Raw genomic sequence first — 26,756 nt, 5'->3', positions numbered from 1 at the left:
TAGACTGATGGCATGACTTACCAGCCCTACCACCACGGCAAACTCAGGGAAGCCCTCCTGGAACGCGCCATGGAAATCATTGAAGAAGCTGGCGTGGACGGACTCTCCCTGCGGCAACTGGCCCGCGATGTTAATGTCAGTCACGGCGCCCCGGCCAAGCACTTCCGCGACAAGCAGGCACTGGTCGATGCCATGGCACTGGCCGGCTTTGAGTCGATGAACCGCCTTATCCAGAATGCCGCCCAATCCGGCGATGACCTCAGAGGCCGTTTCGTGAGTGTTGGCAAGGCCTACGTCCACTTTGCCGTGGCGCATCCCGCCCTGCTGACGGTGATGTACTCCACCAAGCACCACCCCGACTCCAGCGTTGAACTGCGAAGCACCGGCGAGCAAGGAATACACCTGGCCCAAGCCATGATCGCCGAGGCGCAAAAAGCCGGTGCCCTGGCCGCCGGCGACCCCGAAAAACTGGCCATGGTGTGCTTTGTGAGCCTTCACGGCGCGGCTCTTCTGGCAGCGGGCGGGCAGCTGGACGGGAAGTCAGTGGAGGACGTCATCACCGCCACCACCGATACCCTGTGGGCAGGCATGGCGGCCGGAGTCCCGGCCGCGCAGCGCAACTAAGCGCCGCCCAGCTCAGCGCCGCCCAGCTCAGCGCCGCGCAGCTCAGCTAAGCCGCGAAACCGGCGATAACTTCCCTTACTGCCGAGCTCAGCTGGAAGTTACGGCAGCCCAGCCCTCCAGGCTCAGCCGTCTGCGGGACATATCCAAAGCCGAGTTCATACACAGGGTCGGCGAACCCCAACGATGCGCTGGCGCCGTCGTGCCCGAACGCGCGGTAACTGCCGAACGGCATCCTGGTGTGGGACTTCATGAAAACGGTGCCGAAGCATCCGGTCTCACCAAAAACGCGATCGATTCCGAACACCTGCTCAGCCGACACCGTCCGGATAGTCTCCTCGGTCAGGAGGGGCGGCATGGCGGATTTACCCTCCAAGCCAGTCAATGCCGCCGCGTAGATCCGCGCCATGCCTTCCGCGCTGGCCACGCCGGCTGCCGAGCTCAGGCCCGCAGCCCGGACTTCCCGGATGTTGGGCAGATCCAGGATGTCGCCCACTGCCGCGTTGGCAGCCAGGCCAAAGTGGCTGGCCGGGTCTACCCAAGGCCATGACGGATCGGCCGCCCAGCGGAACTGCGCGAAGCGGGACTCTTCGGACTCGGGCAAACCAAGGTAGAAGTTCGCACCAGTCACCGCACGGATGCGCTGCTCGAAGACCTCCTGCAGCGTGGAGCCGGTAATGCGCCGGCACAGCTCTTCCATGAAGATGCCAATGGTCAGCGCGTGGTACCCGAACGCGGTACCGGGCTTCCATAGGGGCGGCAGCTCGGCGAGTTTGGCTGCTGCGAGCTCAGAGTTGTTGACCTCGTGGAGCGTCAGGCCGCCTTCCACTCCCAAGAGCCCCGCTCGGTGCGAAAGCAGCTGCGCAACCGTGATGGAGGACTTGCCTTCAACGCCGAACTCGGGCCAGTACTTGACCACCTCGGTTTCAAGGTCCAGTTCGCCGTCCTGAACGAGCAACGCCATGACCAAACCGGCCATGCCTTTGGAACACGAGAAGACGCCGGTGACTGAATCCGGGCGGATGTGGGGGCCGCCGCTGAGGTCCAGCACTTTGACGCCACGGTGATACGCGGCCACTTGCGCAGAGTAGTCCGGATCCTGCTCAAGAAAGACGCCGAAGAGTTCGGCGACGGGTTCGAAACCTGGGGCGATCACCTGTGAATGCATCCAGACAGCCTACGCGGTGGGCGGGTCAGGCCCGGGGAGTTGTCCACACCCAAGGCGTCATCGGCACATTCTGGGGTGTGAAGTGCGGCAGTGCATCCAGCAACGGCGCGGCAGGCAATTGCAGGGACTCCAATATCAGGTCGCGCACCCGCTCGGCAGGAATTCCGACGGCGGCGAGGTCGCCCAGCGTGACCGCACCGTCGCGCTTCGCCAGCCTGACGCCGTCGTGGTTTACCACCAGCGGAACGTGGGCGTATTCGGGCACGGGCAGCCCCAGGAGCGTCGCCAGATACGCCTGCCGCGGGGTGGATGAGAGGAGGTCGTCGCCGCGCACTACTTGATCGATTCCCTGCTGGGCGTCGTCAACAACTACCGCGAGGTTGTAAGCGGTGACGCCGTCGTTGCGGCGAAGCACAAAGTCATCCACAACACCCACATAGTGTCCGTGCAACTGGTCCTCAACACCCCATTCCGAGACCTCTGCCCGCAAGCGAATGGAAGCAGGCCGCGTCGCACGCCTGATCTCGCGTTCGGCGTGCGAAAGCCGCCTGCATGTCCCCGGGTAGGCGCCCTGCGGCGCGTGCGGCGCGGACGGCGCCTCTTGGATTTCGCGTCGCGTGCAGAAGCATTCATAGGTCCGGCCTTCGGCCGTCAGGCGTCCAATCGCCTGGTGGTACAGCTCCAAGCGCTCAGTCTGGCGTACGACGGCGGCGTCCCAACCAACGCCTACGGCCTGCAGGTCGCGGAGCTGCTCCTCTTCAGCGCCGGAGCGGGCGCGGTCCAGATCCTCGACGCGCAGTAGAAAATTCCGGCCGCTGGACTTAGCGAACAGCCAAGCGAGAATTGCGGTGCGAAGGTTGCCGACGTGCAGTTCGCCGGAGGGGCTCGGGGCGAAGCGGCCAGCAGAAGTCATGATCCAAGCCAACCACAAGAGCCCCTCAGCTACCGCAACGATCCGGTAGCTCAGGGGCTCTTGCTGTGGCGCCCGGGTGATAGGGCGGGTGCGGAATGACAATGCTGTGAACAAGAGTCAATCAGCGGCTGTTTCCTTGCGGGAAACCTGTGCAGGGCTCCGGGTGGTGTTCCGGGGTCTTGGTGCCTTCGGGGTTTGGCGGTAGCCTCGCCCTGTTTCGTTGTCACCATTTCAGCAGGAGACGTACAGTTGGTGCAACGGACATCATAATGATTGGTCGATCTGACCAGTCTGTTGCGAAAACTTAGTCAGGGAGTGGTCACTTTGCAGGAACTCGACGCCACGGACCGCCGGATCCTCGCCGCTTTGGATGACGACCCCCGCGTGCCCATCATGGTGTTGGCCCAGAAGTTGCACCTCGCCCGCGGGACAGTTCAGTCGCGCCTGGAGCGGATGACGGCGTCCGGGGCCCTCCGAGCCAACAGCAGCCGCGTCCTGCCGTCGGCTTTGGGACGTGGCGTGGCTGCCGCAGTTAGTGCCGAACTCGATCAAAGCCATTTGAACGAGGCCATCGCTGCACTGAGGGAGATCCCTGAAGTCCTTGAATGCCACGCTCCCGCCGGTGATACGGACCTCATCATCAGGGTGGTGGCGAAGAGCCCGGATGATCTCTACCGGGTATCCGAAGAAATTCGCCTGTGTCCCGGAATTGTGCGCACGTCCACCAGCATGTTCCTCCGTGAAGTTATTCCTTACCGGACCACGGGCTTGCTGGCGGAGTAAGCAAGGCTAGACCGGCGGTCCTATGTTGGTTTTCAGGTTCTTCATGACCAGCGTTGACGTGAGGCGTTCCACCGCGGGAAGGGCCGCGAGTTCGTCGTCGTAGAAGCGCTGATACGCGGGCAGGTCAGCGGCAATGACCTTGAGCAGGTAATCAGGGGATCCGAAGAGTCGCTGAGCCTCCACAATGTTGGGGCTGGCAGTCACGCGCTCTTCGAACTCCGCCATGATGGTGCGTTCCACCTGCTTGAGCGTGACAAAAACAATCGCTTCAAAGCCCAGGCCCACTGCGGCAGGATCGATGTCTGCACGGTAGCCGCGTATCACCCCCGTTGACTCCAAATCGCGGAGCCGCCGATGGCAGGGGGCCACGGTCAAACCCACCTTCGAAGCAAGGGCAGTGGCAGTCATTCGGCCATCATCTTTGAGGTGGCGCAAAATACTTCTATCGATTCCATCAATCACGCAATTATCTTACCCAGAACGGCTCCCATGGGGCTAAAAATGGGAACACTTATGGGCTGACTTTCCCTAGAGTTTTCCTACCACCTAACTCTGGAGAGACCCGTGAATCCGCAGCTGTTCCTCGCCTTCATGCTCGTCGCCGTCAGCCTGGCGTGCACACCCGGCGTCGACTGGGCGTACTCAATATCGGCAGGCCTCAAGCAACGCAGCTTCGTCCCGGCCGTTGCTGGCCTGTGCAGCGGTTACGTCATCCACACACTGCTGATGGCCGCAGGCTTGGCGGCCCTTCTGGCCGGTGTTCCGGGGCTGCTGGGATGGCTGACCATTGCCGGCGCCGCTTACTTGCTGTGGCTCGGCGTCGCTACCATCCGCTCGTGGCGAGGCGCGAGCTTCAGCGCGGAAGGCGGCACCGCGCAGTCCGGAAACCAGCTCCGCACCTTCCTTCAGGGCATGGGCACCAGCGGCATCAACCCGAAGGGCCTGCTCTTCTTCGTGGCATTGGTTCCGCAGTTTGTCAGCCCCGAGGCAGCACTGCCCGTTCCGGTCCAGTCGGGCTTACTGGGCCTGACCTTCGTGATCCTCGCCGGGATGGTTTACACCGGCGTCGCGTTGACCTCACGGAAGCTGCTGGCCTCCCGGCCGGATGCCGCCCGGGTGGTGACGCTGGTCAGTGGGATCATCATGATCGGGCTGGGGACAGTGCTGCTGTCGGAGCAACTCCTTCCGCTCCTGCCGGAGATTCAGTCGGCAAGCAACTAGTTCCTCCCCTCAGGCGCTGGCAGTTTGCTTTCCCAATTTCTGAGATGAGCGTCATGGATCCCCGTCGAGGCTCACTTCATCATTGTGGCGGCGGCATCAAGCGGCTCCGGGACCTGTAGCCTGCAGCGGCTTTGAGGACGTCCTCCACAGAAGCAGTGGGGGCGAAGCTCCGACTGGTACCTGCAGATAGGAGATTGACATGCGCTTCTCACGTTCATTAGCCACGGCCCTGACTCTGGGGCTCAGCTTGGTCACAATGGGCACAGCCGCCAATGCGGCACCGCCCCCCACGACAGCAGCGTCAGCTGTTGCCCTGACGATCCAGCACTGCAACGCGGGCGAGACCTACCAATACCCGAACGGCCAGCAGCTGTACTTTCCCGTCTATAAGGGGAACGGGATCTACACAAGGAGCTGTCTCCTGACTCAAGGAGACAAAGGCATTGCCGTCCGCTTTCTCCAGCGTGCAATTAACAAGTGCCACGGCCAGAACATTGAGGAAGACGGCGACTTTGGGCCTAGGACTCTAGCCGCCCTGAAAGCGACTCAAGCACGTCACGCTCCCCGCATCGAAGTAGGTGACACTTATGGACCTCGGACCGGGCGCACCATCGGCTGGGCAACCAGCACGTCAATGGTGACCGGAGCCGATTCCTACAAACACTGCCAAATGATCGGAATCTGACGTTACAAGGGCAAGACTGACAGCAATACTGGCATTGACGTCAGTGCCAGTATTGCTGGACGCCCAAGCATCTAGCCGGCAAGCAGCTCATCCAGGCGCTCGTATCCTTCGATCACGCCGTAGTCCATGCCGGTGGACAGGGCCATGTCGCGGGCTTCCACGGAAGGGTAGACCTCGTGCGCGGACATCCGGGTCCTGCCGTCGATTTCCTCGAAGGCGGTGGTGCTGATGACTACTTGATTGGGTGCGCCTTCGAACTCGACTGTCTGGATGATCAACGAGTCGGCTTCGACGGTGTGGAAGACGCCGCGGAAGCCATACGTCCCGCTGTCGTCGCCACTTTCGTAGCGCCAGCTACCGCCGGTGGTGGCGTTGTACTCGGTAATTTTGGTCACCGTGCTGCGTGGGCCCAGCCATTTGGCCAAGAGATCCGGGTCAACGTGGGCTTTGAAAACTGCACTGACCGGGGCATCGAATTCGCGGACCGTATCAATGAACGGCACGCCAGGATCAGCGGTGATTGTTGTTGGATTGCTCATTTCAGTTCCTCTTTCTTCTTTGCTGGTGTGTTTTCTTGTTGTTGGTGGGAGACGCTGGCACCAAGCAGCTCGTCCAGCTGCCGGAAACGGGACTCGGCGATCAGCCGGTACCGGTCAATCCAGGCGGTCAATCGCTCCAAGGCTGCTGCGTCCAAATGAACCGGCCTCCGTTGGGCATCGCGGGAACGGGTTACCAAGCCTGCGTGCTCCAAGACCTGAATATGTTTGGAAACCGCCTGCTTGGTGATGGCAAATGGTTCCGCGAGCTCGTTGACAGTGGCGTCTCCCCGGGACAACCGGGCCACCATGGCCCGCCTCACCGGATCCGCCAGGGCCATGAAGGCCCTGTCGAGAGCGTCTTCTTCCATTGCCGCATCAACCTTTCGTCATCAGCCACCCCATAATCAACCAAATCATTGATCAACTCTTTGATTGATTACAAGACTACGCTTCTGCCCCGGAAGGCACAATGGTTTTTTACTCGCCGCCCAGCTGCCTGAAATCGTTCTCCCACAGGCGACGCATCTCAGCATCCTTGCGGATGACTTCCATGGTCTCAAGCTCCGCGGGAGGGGCCGGCCGCTTGGATCGCGGGGTGAGGGTGCGGCGGCCTTGATCAACCGCGAGCAGTGCCCTGTCTGTCACCGCATCATTCTTCAAGGCCAGATTAGTCTTCCTGCGGCGAAGGACTTCTTTCAATGCAGCCTGGGCCGACTCGAAATCGCCCCTCGCCCGCTGCGACCGCGCCCGGATCAGCAAGAGCGCGGCCGAGAGGTCGTCCGTGTTCAGCAAACCTTCAGTCCACAGCACCACGTCGCGGTGGCGTTCCAGCGAGTACGCCGCCGTGCAGCGCGCCAACGCAGAAGGCAACGACGGCGGCAAACTCACCACTGCTTCCAACGCCGACTCGGTCATCCCCATTTCCCGGAGACAGTGAGACAAGGCCAGAAACACGGATTCCTCGCTGAACAGGACCGGAACCTCAATGCGTTCGGCGACCTCAACTTTGGTGACCACCTGCCCGAGGTACGTAGCCGAGAACTGGCTGGCGTCGTCGTCGATCCTTGTTGTCAAACCGCGCTGCAGCAGCTCGCTCGCCCTCAAGAACCCGCCATGTTTGTACGCGAGCAGACCGGCCATGACGTGGCACAGGCCGGCCCATCCCGGGTTCATGCGGCCAAAAGCGAGGAGCCGATCCGGCTCCGTGGACGTGAAAACGGCCTCATGCATTGCCTTCGCCGTCTTGGAGGACAGCATCTTCAGCCTTGGGACATTTCCCACAACTGTCAGCCTCGCGTGGTCGCGGCCACTGAGGACGCCGGAGAGTACATCGTTCACACCGTCGGCCAGGCCACGGACCGGGGTACGGACGTAACCCTCGCGGAAGGGCGTGAGGTCACGGGTGTCATGGAAGATCGTGTGCACACGTCCATTCGGAGCTTGGCTCATAAATCCATGCTAACCGCCGCTGAACTGGGCACATCCCCTGCTATCGGAGGCATTTCAGGAGTATTATGGCGGCGTCGGCAAGGTTTTGCCACACCCCTTGCCGCAGGTCGGCTCTCCATGAGAAGAGCCGGGTAACCGCGTGAAAGGGAGGACTTGATGACCACCGCTTCGCACCCCGCCGAACACCACCACATGATGGGGTTGACGCTTCGCAACACCGCCATGGGCGTTGGCATTGTATTTCTGCTGGTAGGCGTCCTGGGGTTCATCCCGGGAATCACCACCAATTTCGGCGCCATGACCTTTGCTGGACATGAGTCAGGCGCCATGCTGCTTGGAGTCTTCCAAGTGTCCATACTCCACAACATCGTTCACCTGCTGTTTGGCGTGGCCGGCTTGGCCATGGCTCGGAACGCACGCATGGCCCGCCTGTTCCTCTTGGGCGGCGGCGCCGTGTACATCGTTCTTTGGATCTACGGCCTGGTCATCAACCAGGAAACAGCTGCCAACTTTGTCCCGTTCAACACGGCTGACAACTGGCTGCACCTGATCCTCGGCGTTGCCATGATCGGCTTGGGCGCCTGGCTGGGCAGGGATGCCATGGACGAAACAACCACAGAGCGACGGAAGATGTAAGCACTTCCGCACCTCTTGTAAACAGCGACGGCGACCGCCACCTTGTGAGGGGACGGCCGCCGTTTCGTTTACCGCCGAGATGGCACTTAATGACCATGTTGGCGCTCCGGATTGTCATCAAATGCCGTCTCGGCGATGGTTTGGGGCGCGCCCACCCAGCCGCGTTGTGACTTTGGCGGCGGCTACAGCACACGCTTCACCGAGGCTGTCCAAGGTGTCCTCCGAAACACGGAATTTCGGCGCCGGAATGAGGACGGACGCAACGATGTCGCCGCGATGATCGTAAACGGGCGAGGCCACACCGACTTCCTCAATGGACGTCTCCCCGAAGTTCACGGCCCAGCCGCGCTTAATGGACTCCCCCACCCGGGCCAGATACGCCTCAATTGCCTCCTCGTCCAGACCAGGAAGGGTGATGGAACCGCTGCGCAACAATTGGCGCACGCGGTCCGCGTTCTCTGCGCCAAGGAACACCTGCACTGACGAACTCAGGGCCTCGTTGTACCGCGCACCCAGCGGAGTGAGGTGTTTTACCTGATGCCGGCTGGGGATCTGTTCCACGCACATGGATTCGTTACCGTTCCACACCATGAGCGCACTCGTCTCCCCTGTCCGCTCGGTGAGTTCACGCAGCACCGGGTAGGCAACGCGGCGCTCTTCGAGTTCCGCCAGGAGCGGGCCCGCCATGGCGATCATTCCCAGCCCCAAGCGGAACCTGCGTGAATCGACGTCGCGCTCTACAAGGTTTTCCTGTTCCAGGGTCGCGAGGATCCGGGAGACGGTGCTCTTGTGAAGGCCGATTCGGCCCGCGATTTCGGTGACTCCCAGAAGTGGTTCGTCAGCCGTGAAGCTCCGCAGCACTGCGATGGCGTTAACGATGACCGAGGTGCTTTTGTTGTCGCCATTGCTGGAAGCGTCGCTGGATTCCGAGGGAGTCATGGGTTCACTATATTTCGACGGCGGCCAGCTCGCCGGACCGGACGCGGCCGGTGGACACCGTACCGGGCACCCACCGGCCGAGCCGCCTAGGCTCCGATGATGTTGTACTCGGGCCCGAACGGGAACTTGGTGATGTTCTCCGCGCTGTCTTCGCCGACCACAAGGATGTCGTGCTCGCGGTATCCGCCGGCACCCGACTGGCCGTCCAGCACTGTGATCATGGGTTCCATGGAGACCACCATGCCGGGTTCAAGCACTGTATCGATGTCTTCGCGAAGTTCGAGGCCCGCTTCGCGTCCGTAGTAGTGGCTCAGGACACCGAACGAGTGGCCGTATCCGAACGTGCGATTGGCCAGCAAACCGTGGCTGATGTAGATCTCATTGAGCTCTGCGGCGATGTCCTTGCAGACGGCACCGGGTTTGATCAGCTCGAGGCCGCGCTTGTGCACCTCAACGTTGATGTTCCACAGCTCAAGGGACCGGGCATCAGGTTCGCCGTAGAACAAGGTACGTTCCAGGGCCGTGTAGTAACCGCTGGTCATGGGGAAACAGTTCAGGGACAGGATGTCGTGTTCTTGGATCTTCCGGGTGGTGGCCCAGTTGTGGGCGCCGTCGGTGTTGATGCCGGACTGGAACCACACCCAAGTATCGCGAATTTCCGAGTCCGGGAAAGTGCGGGCGATCTCGTGGACCATGGCCTCGGTGCCGATCAGGGCAACCTCGTATTCGGTGATGCCGGCCGTGATGGCGTTGCGGATGGCCTCACCACCGAGGTCGCCAATGCGGGCGCCATGCTTGATGACTGCGATTTCCTCGTCCGATTTGATCATGCGCTGGCGCATTGCCGCCTGTGCGACATCCACCAGAGTCGCACCGGAGAACGCGGCTTGGATCTTGTTGCGATTGTCCAGCGGCAGCGAGTCATCTTCGACGCCGATGCGGCGCGGGTTGATACCGCGGGTGCGTAGGACTTCCTGGATTGCGTGGATGTAGTTGTCACGGCGCCAGTCCGTGTACACCAGGTTGTCCCCGTAGCTGCGGCGCCAAGGCATACCGGCGTCGATATTCGCCGTAATGGTGACCGTGTCATCCTTGGTGACCACCATGCCGTAGGAGCGGCCGAAGTAGGTGAAGAGGAAGTCGGAGTAGTACTTGATGGAGTGGTAGCTGGTGAGGATGACGGCGTCCAGGTCTTTCTCGGCCATGATGCGGCGTAGGCCGGCGAGGCGGCGCTCGAACTCAGCATCGGAGAAGGTCAGCGATACTTTTTCGCCGTTGTTGAGGACCTTGGTGCGCTCGAGCTTGGCGACATCGTTGACGGACTCGTTCTGGGTGATGGTCATGCGGTTCCTTTCAATGGGTTTGGTTGTTCTAGTCCTGAAGCAGAGGTTTCTTGGAAGTCTCGGCGGCGAACAGGACTGCGATGAGGGAAACTACGGCGGCGGCCACGAGGTACCAGCCGGGGGCCAGTTTGCTGGCCGTCATACCGATCAGGAGCGTGGCCATGAACGGCGCCGTGCCGCCGAACAGGGCGTTGGAAAGGTTGAAGCTGACAGCAAACCCGGTGTACCGGACCTTCGTGGGAAAGAGTTCGGCGAGGAAACTCGGTAGGGTGCCGTCGTTGAGGGTGAGCATGCCGCCCAGCAGGATCTGAACCAGCACGATCACCAGGAAATTGCGGGTGTCCAGAAGCATGAACGCGGGCACTGTCAGCAGAATGAAAAGGACTGACGCGGTGATAAGCATGCGCTTGCGACCGAACTTGTCCGAGGCGATGCCCGTCAGGAAGATGAAGCCTATGTAGCTGGCCAAGGCAATGGTGGTGGCCAGGAACGACTCTGTTGCACCAAAGCCCAGCTCCTCCGATAAGTACGTGGGCATATAGCTGAGGATGACGTAGAAGCCCACCGCATTGAGCAGCACCGCACCCGTGGCGATGACGAGCTGCTTCCGGTAGGTCCGGAACATTGCGAACGCCGGAGCCTTCACCGCATTGTCCTTTTCGGCCAATTCCCGGAATGCCGGTGTGTCCTCGAGCTTGGTCCGGATGTACCGGCCGATCAAGCCCATAGGCGCGGCCAGCAGGAAGGGCAGACGCCAGCCCCATTCGTTGAGCTGCTCCGCGGTCAGGACTGAACTCAGCAGGGCGGCAAGCAAGGATCCCAGCAGCAGTCCCGCTGCGGTACTGGCAGGCACGACGGCGGCGTAGAGTCCGCGGCGATTCGCCGGCGCATATTCCACCAGGAAGGCGGACGCCCCTGCGTACTCACCTGCTGCGGAGAAGCCTTGGACAACTCTTACGACCAAGAGCAGGATGGGGGCCATCACGCCGATGGTGGCGTAGCCGGGAATCAAGGCGATGCAGAACGTGGCCACTGACATCAGCACAATCGAGAGGGAGAGTGCCTGCTTCCGTCCAAGACGATCACCGATATGGCCCCAGATGAAACCACCGAGAGGCCTCACGAAGAAGGAGATCGCGAAGACGCCGAACGTCGCCAGCAGGGCAGTTTGCCGGTCGGACTCGGGGAAGAAAACAGTCGAGATGATGCCAGCCAGGTAGCCGTAAACGGCGTAGTCGAACCATTCCACAAAGTTGCCGATGAAGCTGGCAGTGACCACTCGCCGTCGAGTGTCCTTGCTGACTTTGTTGTTGAGGCTTGGAGCGTGGTCGGAGCCGGCGGCTGATGAAAGGCCTTGCTCGGCTGCCACAGAGGATTCATTGCTCATGTGTCCACCAAAATCTTTTGGGGTTGCATTGAACGCAACGCTGTTGCAACAGGATATGTGTGAGTGACGTCACGGTCAAGAGTTAATTTTTTGGATCAACGACCAACATGAAGGCTTCAGCAAGGGGCCGCGCGAGCTAGTGGCGCGAAACGAAATTGTTGCGCCAGCTCCAACTCAGTTGCATCAAATGGGAGGTAACGGCCAACGAGGCCGCCCCTACACCCACCGACGCTCTCTCACATCCCACGCCCACATCACGAACGCTCTCTCAGCAAGGTGAAGTGGAGGCGACGTCGGCACTCAAGTCGGCATCGACGTCGAGCCTTCCACCCTTAGCGGCTGCGTACGCTCCCTCGGCCAGGCGACGGGAGCCGAAGGGTCGGAGCAGATTAGCCCCATGGGCCCGAGGGGGGCTGCATCCAGAAGAGAACCCTGCGGGACGTGAGAGAGGGTCCACCCCAACCACGAGGGACGTGAGAGAGGGTCCGCCTCAAACCCGAGGGATATGAGAGAGGGTCGGGAGGGTGGGGTTATCCGGCAGCGCGCATCTAAGCGAGGATCGAGCGAGCGCGCAGGGGATAACACCGCCACCGGGAGGCGGCACGGCTCAAGCACGCGGGATGTGAGAGAGCGCTGGGCTCAAACACGAGGGATGTGAGAGAGGGTCAGAGGACCTTGCGGATGGTCTCTTCGAAGCTGACTACGTGGTGCAGGGCGAGCTCGGCGGCGCGGTCTTCGTCACCGTCGGCAATGGCCGTGAGGAGGTCGGCGTGTTCGGAGATATGCCCGGACACGGAGGGCATCTTCTCGAGCATGTGGCACCAGATGCGGGTGGCGAGGTTGTCGTACCGGATCAGAACGTCTTCCAGGTGCGCGTTGGCGGAGGCCTTGTAGATGAGCCGGTGCACTTGGATGTCGTAGCGCATGAGTTCTTGGGAGGAGTTGTCCTGGCCTTCAAGGTCACGAATGGCAGCAGCCACAGTGCGGAGTTCCGAGCGCATGGCCGGACTGGCCATGCGGGCAGCTTTCCTGGAGGCCAAAGGTTCCAGGAGCTCGCGGATTTCGGAGACCTCGGCGAGCTGGGTGATGTCCACACCGGTGGCGAACGTTCCGCGCCGAGGGTAGGAGACCACCAGGTGGTCACTCTCCAGCCGTTTGATGGCTTCGCGGACGGGAGTGCGCCCTATGCCAAGTTCGCTGGCGATCTGACCGTCATTGATGGGATCGCCGGGTTTGATATCCAGCATGATGAGCCTGTCACGCAGCAGCAGGTATGCGTTCTCCGCGAGGGACGTGCCCTGCGGAGCTGTTTCCAGTGCTTCCAATGCTGCGCTCATTGCTCTCTCCCGTTGTCGTAATCCCAGTCTGTTGGATGAGTTACCGAAGACCTGTTGACGACTATGTGATCTCCAACATACTATGGCAATAGTTCTAATATATCAGTTGCCTAACAGATGGCCGCTTCAAGTACTTCAGAAGGAGAACACCATGGTTGAACCGCTGATCCGCCCGCTCGCACAGGCGGACCCGGAGGTCGATCAGGCGATCGCCCAGGAACTCATCCGCCAGCAGTCCACGCTGGAAATGATCGCCTCTGAGAACTTCGCCCCCACGGCCGTCATGGAAGCCCAAGGATCGGTGCTGACCAACAAGTACGCCGAGGGCTACCCGGGCAAGCGGTACTATGGCGGCTGCGAACACGTTGATGTGATCGAACAGCTTGCCATTGACCGTCTGAAGTCCTTGTTCGGCGCGGAATTCGCCAACGTTCAGCCCCACTCCGGAGCACAGGCAAACGCTTCGGCCATGCACGCACTGATCACTCCCGGCGACACGATCATGGGCCTGAACCTGGCCCACGGCGGCCACCTGACCCACGGCATGCGGATCAACTTCTCCGGCAAGTTGTACAAGGTTGTCCCGTACGGTGTCCGCGAGGACACCCACACCGTAGACATGGCGGAAGTTGAACGCCTGGCCCTCGAGAGCAAGCCGCAGCTGATTGTCGCCGGCTGGTCCGCGTACTCCCGCCAGCTGGACTTCGCTGAATTCCGCCGCATCGCGGACCTGGTAGGCGCCTACCTCATGGTGGACATGGCCCACTTCGCAGGTCTCGTCGCGGCAGGACTTCACCCCAGCCCGGTGCCGCACGCCCACATCGTCACCAGCACAACCCACAAGACCCTCGGCGGTCCCCGCGGCGGCGTGATCCTGACCAACGACGCCGACATCGCCAAGAAGGTTAACTCCGCCGTCTTTCCCGGTCAGCAGGGTGGTCCGCTGGAGCACGTCATCGCAGCCAAGGCTGTCGCGTTCAAGATGGCAGCGGAGCCGGAATTCCAGGAACGCCAGGTCCGCGTCCTCGAGGGCTCCAAGATTCTGGCCCAGCGCCTCCTGCAGGACGATGTTGCCGCAGCCGGCATCTCCGTGGTCAGCGGTGGAACCGACGTCCACCTGGTCCTCGCCGACCTCCGCCACTCAGTACTTAACGGTCAGCAGGCCGAAGACACCCTGCACCGCATCGGCATCACGGTCAACCGGAACGCGGTCCCCTTCGACCCCCGCCCGCCGATGGTCTCGTCCGGACTGCGCATCGGCACACCAGCCCTCGCCGCCCGCGGCTTCGGCGCCGAGGACTTCACCGAAGTCTCGGACATCATTGCGACGGCGTTGATCGCCGCAGCGAACAGTGGCACCGAAGCAGGCACCGAAGGTGACGTCGCCCTGGACGACGCCACCGCCGTCGAGCTCCGCCGCCGCGTGACCGCGCTGGCGGAGAAGTTCCCCCTCTATCCCCACCTGAACAACAACGGCAATGGCGCCGCAACCGAAGCAGAACTGATTGGAGCAGCCCAGTGAGTGCAGACCACCTCCCCGAGCACCCGGACTTCCTCTGGCGCAACCCGGATCCGAAGAAGAGCTATGACGCCGTGATTGTGGGCGGCGGCGGGCACGGCCTGGCCACCGCGTACTTCCTTGCGAAGAACCACGGCATGACCAACATCGCCATCCTGGAAAAGGGCTGGCTGGCCGGTGGCAACATGGCCCGCAACACCACCATCATCCGTTCCAACTACCTCTGGGACGAGAGCGCTGCCATTTACGAGCACGCGCTCAAGCTCTGGGAAATCCTCCCGGAAGAGCTGGAGTACGACTTCCTGTTCAGCCAACGCGGTGTCATGAACCTGGCCCACACCCTGGGCGATGTCCGCGAAAGCATTCGCCGCGTGGGCGCCAACCGCCTCAACGGCGTGGACGCCGAGTGGCTGGACCCGCAGCAGGTCAAGGAACTTTGCCCCATCCTGAACATCAGCGACAACATCCGCTACCCCGTCATGGGCGCCACGTACCAGCCGCGTGCAGGTATCGCCAAGCACGACCACGTGGCGTGGGCCTTCGCCCGCAAGTGCGATGAACTGGGCGTGGACATCATCCAGAACTGCGAAGTCACGGGTTTCATCAAGGACGGCAACCGGGTGACCGGCGTCCAGACCACCCGCGGCACCATCAACACCGAAAAGGTGGGCCTGTGCGCCGCCGGCCACAGCTCAGTCCTGGCAGAAATGGCCGGCTTCCGCCTGCCGATCCAGAGCCACCCGCTACAGGCTCTGGTGTCCGAACTGCACGAGCCGGTCCACCCCACGGTGGTCATGTCCAACCACGTCCACGTGTACGTCTCCCAAGCGCACAAGGGCGAACTGGTGATGGGCGCCGGCGTGGACTCCTACAACGGCTATGGCCAGCGCGGCTCGTTCCACGTGATCGAGGAGCAGATGGCAGCAGCCGTTGAGCTCTTCCCGATCTTCGCCCGGGCACACGTACTCCGGACCTGGGGCGGCATTGTGGACACCACGCTGGATGCTTCCCCGATTGTGGGCCTCTCCCCGGTGGAGAACATGTTCGTCAACTGTGGTTGGGGCACCGGCGGCTTCAAGGGCACTCCCGCGGCCGGCCTGACGTTCGCGCACACCATTGCCACCGGCGCACCGCACAAGCTTAACAAGCCGTTCGCACTGGAACGCTTCGAGACCGGTGCCTTGATCGACGAACACGGCGCCGCAGCCGTGGCCCACTAGCCAGGACAGGAAAGACATGCTCCTCATTTCATGCCCCAACTGCGGGCCACGCGACGAAACCGAATTTCACTACGGCGGCCAGGCGCACATCGCCTACCCGGAGAGCCCCAACGACCTCACGGACCGTGAATGGGCTGAATACCTGTTCTACCGCGAGAACACCAAGGGCACCTTCGCCGAGCGCTGGGTTCACAGCACCGGATGCCGGCAGTGGTTCAACATGCTCCGCGACACCGTGAGCTACGACATCCACTCGATCTACGCGATGGGCCAGCCCCGGCCGGACCTGAACACCTCCGGCCAAAGCAGCGAACCCACCCAGCCGGGTGAGTTCACCCAGGCCGGTGACTTCGGCCAAGCGGGCGAACCCGGCCTCGCCCCCGGCGCCGCCTCCCCCACGGCCACCACCCCCATCTCCTCGGAAGGAGTCTAGAAGTGACCAGCAAGAACGCACGCCTCGCCACCGGCGGACGCATCGATCGCAGCATCTCTTGGCGCTTCACCGTGGACGGCCAGGAATTCACCGGTCACCCCGGAGACACCATCGCCTCGGCACTGCTGGCGAACGGCCACATCAACGCCGGCAACTCCCTGTACGAGGACCGACCCCGCGGCATCATGGCCGCCGGCGTGGAAGAGTCCAACGCCTTGGTCAAGATCGCTCCCCGCTTCCGCGGACACGTTGCTGAATCCATGCTTCCCGCCACCGCTGTTTCCTTGGTGGACGGCATGAACATTGAGCTCCTGTCCGGCCTGGGCAAGCTTGACCCGAACGAGGACAAGGCCGAGTACGACAAGAAGTACGTCCACACGGATGTACTGATTGTCGGCGGCGGCATCGCCGGCCTGGCAGCGGCCCGCGAAGCTGTCCGCACCGGTGCCCGCGTCATCCTGATCGACGACCAGCCCGAACTTGGTGGCTCCTTGCTCTCCGGTTCAACCGCCGAGGGCCTCGCCGAGCAGATTGAAGGCAAGCCGGCCCTTGAATGGGTTGCTGATGTGGAAGCCGAGCTGGTTTCCGCTGCAGAATGCACGGTGCTGAACCGCACCACGGCTTTCGGCTCCTACGACTCCAACTACTTCATCGCGGCCCAGAACCGCACGGACCACTTGAGCGTTCCGGCAGCATCGGGTGTCTCCCGCCAGCGTATTTGGCACATCCGTGCCAAGCAGGTTGTCCTGGCTCCGGGCGCCCACGAGCGTCCGCTGGTCTTCGAGAACAACGACCGTCCGGGCATCATGCTCGCTTCGGCCGCCCGTACCTACCTGAACCGCTACGCCGTGGCAGCAGGATCCCGCGTGGTCATCAGCACCACCAACGATTCCGCTTACGCTCTTGCCGCGGACCTGAAGGCAGCAGGCGTGGCGGTTGCCGCCGTCGTCGATGCCCGTCCGCAGATCAGCGCGAAGGCCGCTGCCGCCGTCGAGTCCGGTATCCGGGTACTCGTTGGCAGCGCCGTGGCGGACACCTCCGCAGATGAGAATGGCCGCCTGAGCGGTGTCACCGTCCGCAGCATTAACGACGACGGCGAACTCACCTCGGGCGTCGAACAGTTGGCTGCCGATCTGCTGGCAGTTTCCGGTGGTTGGAGCCCGGTGGTCCACCTCCACAGCCAGCGCCAGGGCAAGCTGCGTTGGGACGACGAGCTCGCTGCTTTCATCCCCACCAAGCCTGTCCGCGACCAGCAGGTTGTTGGCGCAGGCCGTGGCAGCTACGAACTCCAGGACTGCCTGGCAGAGGGCATCTCGGCGGGAGCGGCAGCGTCCATCGCTGCTGGTTTCGAGTCCGCGACCACCCCGGCGGAACTGCAGGCTCCTGTGGCGAGCGCTCCGAGCCGCCAGCTTTGGCTGGTTCCCGGCCAGACCGGTGAGCCCGGCGAGTGGCACCACCACTTCGTGGACTTCCAGCGCGACCAGTCAGTGGCCGACGTCCTCCGCTCCACCGGAGCGGGCATGCGTTCCGTGGAGCACGTCAAGCGGTACACCTCCATCAGCACGGCCAACGATCAGGGCAAGACGTCCGGTGTCAACGCGATCGGCGTCATTGCCGCTGCGCTGAAGTTCGGCGGCGCAGAGAGCATTCCCGGCGTCGGCGAGATCGGAACAACGGCGTACCGCGCTCCGTTCACGCCCGTAGCTTTCGCAGCCCTGGCCGGCCGCCAGCGCGGCGAGCTGTTCGACCCCGCCCGCGTGACCTCCATCCACCCGTGGCACGTTGCCCAGGGCGCACTGTTCGAAGATGTTGGACAGTGGAAGCGTCCCTGGTACTACCCGCAGGGCAGTGAAGACATGGACACGGCCGTCCTGCGTGAATGCGCTGCGGTCCGCGATTCCGTGGGTTTCATGGACGCCACCACGCTGGGCAAGATCGAAATCCGTGGCAAGGATGCCGGCGAATTCCTGAACCGCGTGTACACCAACGCGTTCAAGAAGCTCGCCCCGGGATCCGCCCGCTACGGCGTGATGTGCACCTTGGACGGCATGATCTTCGACGACGGTGTGACCCTGCGCCTGGACGATGACCGCTACTTCATGACCACCACCACCGGCGGCGCAGCCAAGGTGCTGGACTGGCTGGAAGAGTGGCACCAGACGGAGTGGCCGGAACTCGACGTGGTCTGCACGTCCGTGACCGAGCAGTGGAGCACCATCGCCGTTGTCGGCCCGAAGTCCCGCGCCGTGATCGCCAAGGTAGCTCCGGAACTGGCCGAAAACGGCGGGCTGGATGCTGAAGCGTTCCCCTTCATGACATTCCGCGAAACCACGTTGGCGTCCGGAGTTCAGGCCCGCATTTGCCGTATCTCCTTCTCCGGCGAACTGGCCTACGAAATCAACATCCCGTCCTGGTACGGCCTCAACACCTGGGAAGCAGTTGCTGCCGCGGGTGCCGAGTTCAACATCACCCCGTACGGCACGGAAACCATGCACGTGCTCCGCGCCGAGAAGGGCTACCCGATTGTCGGGCAGGACACCGACGGCACGGTCACCCCGCAGGACGCAGGCATGGACTGGATCGTTTCCAAGGCCAAAGACTTCATCGGCAAGCGTTCCTACCTCCGCCAGGACGCAAGCCGCGAGGACCGCAAGCACTTGGTGAGCGTCCTTCCGGTGGACCACTCGCTGCGGTTGCCGGAAGGCACGCAGCTGGTGGAAAAGGGCATCCCGGTCAACCCGGCCAACGGACCCGTCCCCATGGAGGGCTTCGTGACCTCCAGCTACCACAGCGCCGCGCTGGGCCGCTCCTTCGCCCTGGCTCTCATTCAAAACGGCCGCAACCGCATCGGCGAGACCCTGGTGGCCTCACTGGGAGACCAATTGGTGGACGTGGTTGTTGGCGAAACCGTACTTTTCGATGCTGAAGGGACCCGCAAAGATGGCTGAAACAGCAACACCAGCAGAAACCGCACACGTCGATCGCGTCCGGGGTGCCCGCCGCAGCCCGGCCGAGCACCTGGCTGACGCCTTCACCTCCGGCTCCGTGCCGGGCACGGTGACGCTCACCGAAATCCCGTACCAAGCCATGGTGGGGGTTCGGGTTGACCGAACGTCCGACGCCGGTGCCCGGGTTGCGTCCGTAACCGGCGGCTTGCCTGCCGCTTGCGGTGAAGTGACGGGCAGTGCGGTACCCGGCAAGGACTCCGTCAACACCCTGTGGCTGGGCCCCACCGAGTTCATGGTGGTAGCGCCGGAGGAGGCCCACGATTCACTGGGCGGATCCCTGGTCAGCGACCTGACCGCAGCTCTCGGCGGCGACGCAGGCCAGGTGGTGGACCTGTCCGCCAACCGCACCACGTTCGAACTCTCCGGAAGCCACGCCCGCGCAGTGCTGGAGAAGACCTGCGCGTTGGACTTGCACCCGCGCGTCTTCAAGGCTGGCACGGCTGTGTCCACGGAACTCGCCCACATCCCGGTGATGCTCTGGAAGACCTCGGAGGAGTCCTACCGGATCTTTCCCCGGGCCTCGTTTGCCGACTTCCTGGGACGCTGGCTCCTGGACGCCATGCGGGAGTACGCCTCACCTGAGGTCCCCTAATGGCATTGAGTGTGCTTGATCTGTTTTCTGTTGGCATCGGGCCGTCGTCTTCACACACGGTTGGCCCCATGCGCGCGGCAAAGCAGTTCACGGACGGTCTCGAATCGTCCGGCCAGCTTCCGGCTACGGTGCGCGTCCAGGCTGAGCTTTTCGGCTCCCTGGGCGCCACCGGCCGGGGCCACGGCTCAGACAAAGCCGTGGTGCTGGGGCTGCAAGGCCACTCCCCCGAGACTGTGGACACCACCACGGCCGACGACCAAGTAGCGGCGGCGGCACTCGACGCCGAACTGCGCCTGGGCGGCAACCACCGGGTGGACTTCAACTGGGACGAGGACGTGGTCCTGCACCGTCGCAAGTCCCTGCCTGCACACCCCAACGGCATGACGTTCCGCGCGTTGGACCACACGGGCGGCGTGCTCCGGGAACGCAGCTACTACTCCATCGGTGGCGGCTTCGTGGTGGACGGTGACGTCTCCGGCGCAGACAAAGTGGTAGCCGACGACACCGTTCTGCCCTACCCCTTCACCACTGCAGACGAGCTCCTTGCCATCTGCCTCCGCGAAGGCAAGTCGATCTCGGACATCATGCTGGCCAACGAACTCGTGTGGCGCTCCGAGGAGGAACTGCGTGAGAAATTGCTGGGCATCTGGGCTGTCATGCAGGAATGCGTGGACAACGGCTGCTCTGCCGAGGGAATCCTGCCGGGAGGCCTGAAGGTCAGGCGACGGGCGCCGTCGTTGTTCAAAAAGCTTTCCGAAACCGACGCGGAGCTGAACGGTGCGCACTCTGCCGATCCTCTCCTCGCCATGGAATGGGTGAACCTGTTCGCCTTGGCCGTGAACGAGGAAAACGCCGCGGGCGGCAGGATCGTCACCGCCCCAACCAATGGTGCCGCCGGAATTGTCCCGGCAGTGCTGCACTATTACACAAAGTTTGTTCCAGGAGCCAACGACGACGGTGTCGTGCGGTTCCTGCTGGCGGCGGCCGCCGTCGGAATCCTGTTCAAGATCAACGCGTCCATCTCAGGTGCCGAGGTCGGCTGCCAAGGTGAGGTGGGTTCCGCCTGCTCCATGGCTGCTGCCGGTCTCTGCGAGGTCCTCGGCGGAACGCCCGAGCAAGTGGAAAATGCCGCCGAAGTGGGCATCGAACACAACCTGGGCCTCACCTGCGATCCCGTGGGCGGGCTGGTGCAGATCCCCTGCATCGAACGCAACGCAATCGCCAGCGTCAAAGCCATCAACGCCGCCCGCCTTGCACTGCACGGCGACGGCAGCCACAAAGTGTCCCTCGACAAGGCCATCAAAACCATGCGCGAGACAGGCGCAGACATGAAATCCAAGTACAAAGAGACCTCCCGTGGGGGCCTCGCCGTCAACGTAGTGGAGTGCTAGCCATGACTGCCATCCAAACCGAAACCACTGCCGCCTCCTCCGCGGAGACCACTGTGGAACACGTCCTTACCCTCGACTGCCCCGAAGGTCCCGGAATTGTGCACGCTGTGTCCGGGTTCCTGTTGGACCACGGCTGCGACATCATCGACAACAAGCAGTTCGGTGATCGTGCCGAAGGCCACTTCTTCATGCGGGTGCATTTCGCCTCCTCCGGCGACGAATCAACCGTGGAAGAGCTGCGTTCTGCTTTCTCCCCCGTTGGCGAGAAGTACGGCATGAACTGGCAACTGGAACGCCAGGGATACAAGAGGCGCGTCCTGATCATGGTCTCCAAGTTTGGGCACTGCCTGAACGACCTCCTGTTCCGCGCACGGATTGGCGAGCTGCCCATCGATGTAGTGGGCGTGGTGTCCAATCACACCGATCACCAGGGTTTGGCGGAGTGGCATGGGATCCCGTTCTTCCACATCCCTGTCACTGCAGCCACCAAGCCGGCAGCCGAGGGGCGCTTGCTGGAAATCATCGACGAACTGGACGTGGAACTCATTGTGCTGGCGCGTTACATGCAGGTACTCAGTGACGACCTGGCCCGCAAGCTGGACGGCCGCGCCATCAACATCCACCACTCGTTCCTGCCAAGTTTCAAGGGTGCCAAGCCCTACCACCAGGCCTACGCGCGTGGTGTGAAAACTGTGGGCGCCACAGCCCACTACGTGAACGGCGAGTTGGACGAAGGTCCCATCATCGCCCAGCAGGTAGTGGAAGTGGACCACACGTTCGGACCGGACGATCTCGTAGCCGCCGGTCGGGACACAGAATGCAAGGCCCTCAGCAACGCCGTTCGCTGGCACTGCGAGGGACGGATCATCCTGAATGGGAACAGGACGATCGTGTTGAAGTAGGGCTTGCAAGCACCCATTTCGATGGTTCCTTGGCGCTTACGCTGTGGCGAACGGCGGTGTGTGCAGGGAACCATCGAATTGGCGTTTAAGGGCTTAGCCGTTCACAGCGTTGATCCACACGCCGATGATCCACGTACTGGCTGCCGCGCAGGCTAGACCGAACTCCACCAGAATGCCGATGCCGGTCGCTTTCAGTGCAGCACCGCTGGACCGGACGGCCGTGCGGAAGTCACGGGTTCGCTGCACTTCGCTGAGAAGGAGCCCCACAGCGAAGCCGACAAAGAGCCCCACCACGGGAATGACGAACATTCCCACAACACCCAGCACGACGCCGATCAGCACGGACCGGTTGGGAATGCCGTGCTGCTTGAGCTTGCGTCCGGTGAGGACGGCGCTGGCGGCCATTCCAGCCACCACAAACACCATTCCGACGGCGAAGATCACCCCGCCGAGTGGACCTGCACCTCCCCAAATGGCCCAGGCCAGCAGGCTCGCGCCGATGAGGATACTGCCCGGAAGGACGGGGATGATGGTTCCGGCCACGCCGACTGCTATGGCCAGGCCGCAGAGGATGGTCACGATAAGTTCGGCGTTCATGACCCTCAGTCTAGGTGTGGTGCGTCAACAGTTGGCGTCCACCACGACGGCGCTCCGAGAACAGATGGCTGTATGAACAACTGGACCCTTGGAGCTGAATTGGAGTCCTCGAATGATGAGTATGGGTTGGAAAACAGTATCTTAACGGCAGGATAACTTGTCTATACAACTAGCGATTAGCCTTGTTTTGGCTTAGGCCAAAGCGGCAGGGTTGAAGGGTCAGGCTGTCGGCAACCAGTGATCGGCAGCTTTTATTCGGACCCGAAAATGGAGAAACCCTTGGACAACGCCCGTCCCTTCCGCGCAGCTTTGGCAACGGCCGCACTAACCCTGGCGGCCGCCGTCGTACTCCCGTCCGCCGCGGTAGCTGCACCCGAAACTCCGAACGATGCCGCAACCGGCAACTCAACGAATGCCAGCTACGCCGGTCTCCCCGACGGCAGCAAGCGCAAAAAGACTCTGGTGATCGGCCTCGACGGCGCAGCGATCGCCAAATTCGGCACCGCCGGCATGCCCAACGTGCAGGGCCTCATGGACGGCGGCATGACCGCCACAAGCAACCTGTTCGCCAACCCGATGGCCCCCACGGTGTCAGGTGCAGGATGGTCGAGCATTGCCACGGGAGTGTGGCCGGACAAGCACAACGTGGTGGACAACAACTTCGCGGCACCCAACTACGGCCAGTACCCGGACTACCTGAGCCGCCTCGAAACGTCGCAGCCGAAAGCGTCCACACTGGTGGTGGGCACCTGGTCCCCTATCCCCCAAAAAGTGTTCGGCGAGAATGTGGACCTGAGGATCGCCGGCGGCAACGATGCCGGCACCACGGCGAAGGCAATGGAATACCTGGCCAACGGCAACCCGGACAGCACTTTCATCCACCTGGATGAAGTGGACGGGGCCGGACACTCCTACGGCACCGAGCGCGAGGAATACCTTGCCGCCCTGCGCAGGGTGGACGGCCAGGTGGGTGAGATCCTCAACGCTGTGAAGAACCGCCCCGGCTATACGTCCGAGGACTGGCTCGTGGTCCTCACCTCGGACCACGGCCACACCCCCACCGGCGGCCACGGCGGGAGCACTGCCGCCGAGCGTCAGACCTTCGTCATTGCCCAAGGCAAGGGCATCGAGTCCGGCAGCATCAGAAACGACGTCAAGATCACTGACATCGCCCCGTCTGTTTTGAAGCATGAAGGCATCACTCCTGAGGCGGCCTGGAACCTGGACGGGCAGGCGTTCCCGGACATCGAAGCGGACGCCTTCGATTCCCTCCGAACCAGCCTGAAGACGCGCGGTGACGAAACAGCCCCCGCCCCCGATGTGAAGGGCTGGACCACCACGGCTCCCGAAGGCTGGAGCATAGACAACTCCGCGATGCCCGCCGGGGGCGTCACCGAATGGCGGGGTTGGTCCTTTGCCACGGATGAGTTCTGGACCAACGTGGACCGCAACCAGGGCCGTGAAACCTCCGTCCGCAACCGAAACGTCTTCGCAGTTGCCGACTCGGATGAATGGGATGACAAGGCGCACGCTGCCGGACAGTTCGACTCAACGCTTGTCAGCCCAGAGTTCAAGGTGAAGGGTGGCAAGACCGCAACACTCTCCTTCGCTTCCAACTACAGGATTGATGGACCCCAAAGCGGCGAGGTGTTCGTCAGCTACGACGGCGGCACCCCGCAGCTGGCGAAGTCTTACACCGCCAACTTCAACGGCTTCGAATCCTTGGCACTGGAGGTTCCCAAGGGGGCCAAGAAGGCAAAGATCAGCTTCCGTTACACCGGCACCAACAGCGCCTTCTGGACGGTGGACCAGGTAACTCTGGACCGCTAATCAGTCACGCGCCTTAAGCAAAGAACGACGGCGACGCTCCCCAGCACGGGAGGCGTCGCCGTCGTCGGTCTTGCGTTAGTAACCGCTACTCGGTGACGGCTGCAGCAACTGCCGCGGTGACGGCCGGCGCGACGCGGGCGTCCAGCGGGCTCGGCACGATGTAGTCGGCGGACAGGTCTTCTGCGGCCAGTTCAGCGATGGCGTTGGCGGCGGCGATCTTCATGGCGGGCGTGATGCGGCGGGCCTTGGCATCGAGCGCGCCGCGGAAGATGCCGGGGAAGGCCAACACATTGTTGATCTGGTTCGGGAAGTCGCTGCGGCCGGTGGCCACAACAGCTGCGTACTTCTGGGCAACCTCGGGCAGAACTTCCGGGTCCGGGTTGGACAGGGCGAACACGATCGACTGATCGTTCATGAGCTTCAGGTGCTCTTCGTCCAGCTTGGAAGAGGAGACGCCCACAAAGACGTCGGCACCCGTCAGGCCTTCGCCCGGACCACCTGTGATGCCGCGGGGGTTGGTGCGCTGGGCCATGCGAGCCTTGACGCTGCCGGGATCGGCCGCAAGATCGGCACGCTCAACGTTGACTACACCCTTGGAGTCGAGCAGGATGACGTCCTTGATGCCAACGGCAAGAAGAATCTCGGCGATGGCAATGCCCGCGGCACCAGCGCCGGACACAACAACCTTGAGGCCCGCCAGTTCGCGCTGTGTCACCTTGGCAGCGTTGGTCAGGGCTGCGAGAACCACTACGGCGGTGCCGTGCTGGTCATCGTGCATGACGGGGCAGTCGAGGGCCTCAATGAGCCGCTCTTCGAGTTCGAAGCAACGCGGAGCCGAGATGTCCTCAAGGTTCACGGCGCCGAAGCTCGGGCGGAGGCGGACCAGGGTTTCGATGATTTCGTCCACGTCCGTGGTGTTGAGCACCAGCGGGATGGAATCAAGGTCGCCGAAGGACTTGAAGAGGGCCGACTTGCCCTCCATAACCGGCAAGGAGGCGCTCGGGCCAATGTTGCCGAGACCCAGAACGGCGGTGCCATCGCTGACCACAACAACCAGGCGCTCGGCCCAGGTGTGCGTGCGGGCAAGCTCGGGGTTTGCGTGGATTGCGCGGCTGACCTGCGCAACTCCGGGGGTGTAGGCGATGGAGAGATCGCGCTTGTCGTTCAGGGGAACGGTGCTGGAGATGGTCAGCTTGCCGCCTTCGTGGGCTGCGAAGATCTCTTCTTCGGTCAGTACCAGGGCGTCGTTATCAGTTGCAATTGTCTCAATGGACACGTCTTTGTCTCCTCAGGCTAGCCGTGAACCCACGGCACGTTTCGGGCAGGAACAGAACTGCTGGTGCGGGCCAAGGGTGACTGGTCCGGCATTGCTTCTGCAGATAGGGGGCTGCTAGCCGCTTCGGTGTCTCCAGCCTAGGGAAACGGTGAAGGTACAAGATTCAATACCAAGAGAGACGATTCGAGAGTAAAACGTTCAACCAAGCCAAAATGTGATTCACGTCATGCCAAAAAACGTGTTCTGGGGGCCTTCCGGTCTAGACCAGCGGCTCCCTACTCACCCGTGAGCAGCGTGCAGGCTCTCTTAAGATCCTTCTCTGCCTCGAACAACGACAATCGGCGACAACGAACCGCCTGCACCAAGCCGCTCACCAGGTGCAACAAGATCCTGGCCCTGACGGTATCCCTCCCGGAGTCCTTGCTCAGCGAACCAACCACTTCCTCGGACAATGCATCGATTTCTCGCAACAGCTGGGCAGTGTCATCGTCCTTGCCCGCCGGCCGAATGAGGCAGTGCTCTACGCCCGGCTGCATGACCCGCAAGTGGAAGATTTCCATCATCAAACCCGCGAGGGCATGCCCTTTGCCTTCACGCAACCGGACACCATCACGGAGTTCCCGCAGCTGCTGACGATAGACGGCCAGCATGAGGTGGGCTGTGGAGGGAAAGTAGCGGTAGAGCGTGCCGAGCGGGATGTCAGCCCGGGCCGCAACGTCGGAAAGACTCAAGGTATCAAACTGTCGCTGGGCAAAGCCGGCGGCGGTCTTCAGGATGCGGGCATAGCGCAGCTGCTGCCGCGGGGTGGTTGGCGCGGCAGCCATACGGGGCAGTCCCGTGGTCAGGTCAAGGGAGTAGGGTTCCAGTGAGTTTGATGCGGGCATTTCCGGCGATCTCTTGGCAGGCTGACAAGGAAACGGCCGGCTGGGTCAAGGACCGCGGCTGGCCGATCGCATCAATGATACGG

The 26,756-nt window shown here is 62.5% G+C and carries 26 protein-coding genes; 13 read left to right on the top strand and 13 right to left on the bottom strand.

Going from position 1 to position 26,756, the window contains the following annotated elements; genetic code table 11:
- The first annotated feature begins 12 nt into the window (after positions 1-12).
- Positions 13-624, top strand: a complete 612-nt coding sequence (locus J3A64_RS20290; protein WP_011776414.1) for a TetR/AcrR family transcriptional regulator — start codon at positions 13-15, stop codon at positions 622-624.
- Between the two features lie 46 nt (positions 625-670).
- Here J3A64_RS20290 and J3A64_RS20285 read toward each other — a convergent pair whose 3' ends face one another.
- Positions 671-1,789, bottom strand: a complete 1,119-nt coding sequence (locus J3A64_RS20285) for a serine hydrolase domain-containing protein (RefSeq protein WP_210065621.1) — start codon at positions 1,787-1,789, stop codon at positions 671-673.
- Positions 1,790-1,814: 25 nt separating this feature from the next.
- Positions 1,815-2,702 carry a tRNA glutamyl-Q(34) synthetase GluQRS gene (gluQRS, locus tag J3A64_RS20280; RefSeq protein WP_210065620.1) on the bottom strand — a complete coding sequence of 296 codons (888 nt, stop codon included), beginning with the start codon at positions 2,700-2,702 and terminating at the stop codon, positions 1,815-1,817.
- A gap of 324 nt (positions 2,703-3,026) precedes the next feature.
- Here gluQRS and J3A64_RS20275 point away from each other — a divergent pair, with 324 nt between their 5' ends.
- Complete coding sequence (locus J3A64_RS20275; protein ID WP_187329972.1) at positions 3,027-3,485, top strand: Lrp/AsnC family transcriptional regulator; 459 nt, start codon at positions 3,027-3,029, stop codon at positions 3,483-3,485.
- 6 nt (positions 3,486-3,491) lie between these two features.
- Here the strand turns inward: J3A64_RS20275 and J3A64_RS20270 are convergent, their stop codons facing one another.
- Positions 3,492-3,947 (bottom strand): Lrp/AsnC family transcriptional regulator, encoded by a 456-nt coding sequence (locus tag J3A64_RS20270; protein ID WP_014923036.1) that lies wholly within the window; start codon positions 3,945-3,947, stop codon positions 3,492-3,494.
- Positions 3,948-4,049: 102 nt separating this feature from the next.
- Between J3A64_RS20270 and J3A64_RS20265 the strand changes: the two genes are divergently transcribed.
- A complete protein-coding gene (locus J3A64_RS20265; protein WP_210065617.1) occupies positions 4,050-4,706 on the top strand; it encodes a LysE family translocator in 657 nt (218 codons plus the stop codon).
- 199 nt (positions 4,707-4,905) lie between these two features.
- Entirely contained in the window at positions 4,906-5,391 is a 486-nt protein-coding gene (locus J3A64_RS20260; RefSeq protein WP_210065615.1) for a peptidoglycan-binding protein, read from the top strand.
- Between the two features lie 71 nt (positions 5,392-5,462).
- Here the strand turns inward: J3A64_RS20260 and J3A64_RS20255 are convergent, their stop codons facing one another.
- From J3A64_RS20255 to J3A64_RS20245, 3 genes are all read right to left on the bottom strand, one after another.
- Positions 5,463-5,930, bottom strand: coding sequence for an SRPBCC family protein (locus tag J3A64_RS20255; protein ID WP_014923039.1), 468 nt, complete (start codon positions 5,928-5,930; stop codon positions 5,463-5,465).
- A complete protein-coding gene (locus tag J3A64_RS20250; protein ID WP_210065613.1) occupies positions 5,927-6,298 on the bottom strand; it encodes a helix-turn-helix transcriptional regulator in 372 nt (123 codons plus the stop codon). The genes J3A64_RS20255 and J3A64_RS20250 overlap by 4 nt, the downstream gene beginning before the upstream one ends.
- A gap of 109 nt (positions 6,299-6,407) precedes the next feature.
- Positions 6,408-7,379, bottom strand: coding sequence for a hypothetical protein (locus tag J3A64_RS20245; protein WP_043470781.1), 972 nt, complete (start codon positions 7,377-7,379; stop codon positions 6,408-6,410).
- Positions 7,380-7,535: 156 nt separating this feature from the next.
- Between J3A64_RS20245 and J3A64_RS20240 the strand changes: the two genes are divergently transcribed.
- Positions 7,536-8,015: a DUF4383 domain-containing protein gene (locus J3A64_RS20240; RefSeq protein WP_011776424.1), complete on the top strand. Its 480-nt coding sequence runs from the start codon at positions 7,536-7,538 to the stop codon at positions 8,013-8,015.
- 117 nt (positions 8,016-8,132) lie between these two features.
- Here the strand turns inward: J3A64_RS20240 and J3A64_RS20235 are convergent, their stop codons facing one another.
- From J3A64_RS20235 to J3A64_RS20220, 4 genes are all read right to left on the bottom strand, one after another.
- The gene (locus J3A64_RS20235) at positions 8,133-8,954 is read right to left on the bottom strand and encodes an IclR family transcriptional regulator (protein WP_210065611.1); all 822 of its coding nucleotides are present in this window, start codon (positions 8,952-8,954) and stop codon (positions 8,133-8,135) included.
- Between the two features lie 86 nt (positions 8,955-9,040).
- Positions 9,041-10,297, bottom strand: coding sequence for an aminopeptidase P family protein (locus J3A64_RS20230; protein WP_210065609.1), 1,257 nt, complete (start codon positions 10,295-10,297; stop codon positions 9,041-9,043).
- A gap of 28 nt (positions 10,298-10,325) precedes the next feature.
- Positions 10,326-11,684, bottom strand: coding sequence for an MFS transporter (locus J3A64_RS20225; protein WP_014923047.1), 1,359 nt, complete (start codon positions 11,682-11,684; stop codon positions 10,326-10,328).
- A gap of 665 nt (positions 11,685-12,349) precedes the next feature.
- Positions 12,350-13,021: a GntR family transcriptional regulator gene (locus J3A64_RS20220; RefSeq protein WP_210065607.1), complete on the bottom strand. Its 672-nt coding sequence runs from the start codon at positions 13,019-13,021 to the stop codon at positions 12,350-12,352.
- Between the two features lie 151 nt (positions 13,022-13,172).
- Here J3A64_RS20220 and glyA point away from each other — a divergent pair, with 151 nt between their 5' ends.
- The 7 genes from glyA to purU are packed head-to-tail and all read left to right on the top strand — an operon-like array spanning position 13,173 to position 22,086.
- Complete coding sequence (gene glyA / locus J3A64_RS20215) at positions 13,173-14,543, top strand: serine hydroxymethyltransferase (protein ID WP_210065605.1); 1,371 nt, start codon at positions 13,173-13,175, stop codon at positions 14,541-14,543.
- Positions 14,540-15,760, top strand: coding sequence for a sarcosine oxidase subunit beta family protein (locus J3A64_RS20210; protein WP_210065603.1), 1,221 nt, complete (start codon positions 14,540-14,542; stop codon positions 15,758-15,760). The genes glyA and J3A64_RS20210 overlap by 4 nt, the downstream gene beginning before the upstream one ends.
- A 16-nt stretch (positions 15,761-15,776) precedes the next feature.
- Positions 15,777-16,193 carry a sarcosine oxidase subunit delta gene (locus tag J3A64_RS20205; protein ID WP_210065602.1) on the top strand — a complete coding sequence of 139 codons (417 nt, stop codon included), beginning with the start codon at positions 15,777-15,779 and terminating at the stop codon, positions 16,191-16,193.
- A gap of 2 nt (positions 16,194-16,195) precedes the next feature.
- Positions 16,196-19,141, top strand: a complete 2,946-nt coding sequence (locus tag J3A64_RS20200; RefSeq protein ID WP_210065599.1) for a sarcosine oxidase subunit alpha family protein — start codon at positions 16,196-16,198, stop codon at positions 19,139-19,141.
- A complete protein-coding gene (locus J3A64_RS20195; protein ID WP_210065597.1) occupies positions 19,134-19,793 on the top strand; it encodes a sarcosine oxidase subunit gamma in 660 nt (219 codons plus the stop codon). Before J3A64_RS20200 ends, J3A64_RS20195 begins: the two co-directional genes overlap by 8 nt.
- Entirely contained in the window at positions 19,793-21,184 is a 1,392-nt protein-coding gene (locus J3A64_RS20190) for an L-serine ammonia-lyase (protein ID WP_210065595.1), read from the top strand. The genes J3A64_RS20195 and J3A64_RS20190 overlap by 1 nt, the downstream gene beginning before the upstream one ends.
- Positions 21,185-21,186: 2 nt before the next feature.
- Positions 21,187-22,086: a formyltetrahydrofolate deformylase gene (gene purU / locus J3A64_RS20185; RefSeq protein WP_210065593.1), complete on the top strand. Its 900-nt coding sequence runs from the start codon at positions 21,187-21,189 to the stop codon at positions 22,084-22,086.
- Positions 22,087-22,179: 93 nt separating this feature from the next.
- Here purU and J3A64_RS20180 read toward each other — a convergent pair whose 3' ends face one another.
- Positions 22,180-22,683, bottom strand: coding sequence for a DUF456 domain-containing protein (locus J3A64_RS20180; protein ID WP_210065591.1), 504 nt, complete (start codon positions 22,681-22,683; stop codon positions 22,180-22,182).
- Positions 22,684-22,950: 267 nt separating this feature from the next.
- On the opposite strand from J3A64_RS20180, the gene J3A64_RS20175 reads away from it, so the two are divergent.
- Complete coding sequence (locus J3A64_RS20175) at positions 22,951-24,513, top strand: alkaline phosphatase family protein (protein ID WP_210065589.1); 1,563 nt, start codon at positions 22,951-22,953, stop codon at positions 24,511-24,513.
- Positions 24,514-24,598: 85 nt separating this feature from the next.
- Here the strand turns inward: J3A64_RS20175 and J3A64_RS20170 are convergent, their stop codons facing one another.
- Complete coding sequence (locus J3A64_RS20170) at positions 24,599-25,789, bottom strand: NADP-dependent malic enzyme (RefSeq protein WP_210065587.1); 1,191 nt, start codon at positions 25,787-25,789, stop codon at positions 24,599-24,601.
- Positions 25,790-26,064: 275 nt separating this feature from the next.
- Positions 26,065-26,673 carry a TetR/AcrR family transcriptional regulator gene (locus tag J3A64_RS20165; RefSeq protein WP_014923058.1) on the bottom strand — a complete coding sequence of 203 codons (609 nt, stop codon included), beginning with the start codon at positions 26,671-26,673 and terminating at the stop codon, positions 26,065-26,067.
- Positions 26,674-26,756 lie beyond the last annotated feature (83 nt).

The sequence above is a fragment of the Pseudarthrobacter sp. PvP004 genome, assembly GCF_017876035.1.
Classification (GTDB): Bacteria; Actinomycetota; Actinomycetes; order Actinomycetales; family Micrococcaceae; genus Arthrobacter; species Arthrobacter aurescens_A.
The sequence above is the reverse complement of the archived record's forward strand: the minus strand, read 5'-3'. Positions and strand labels throughout refer to the sequence as shown.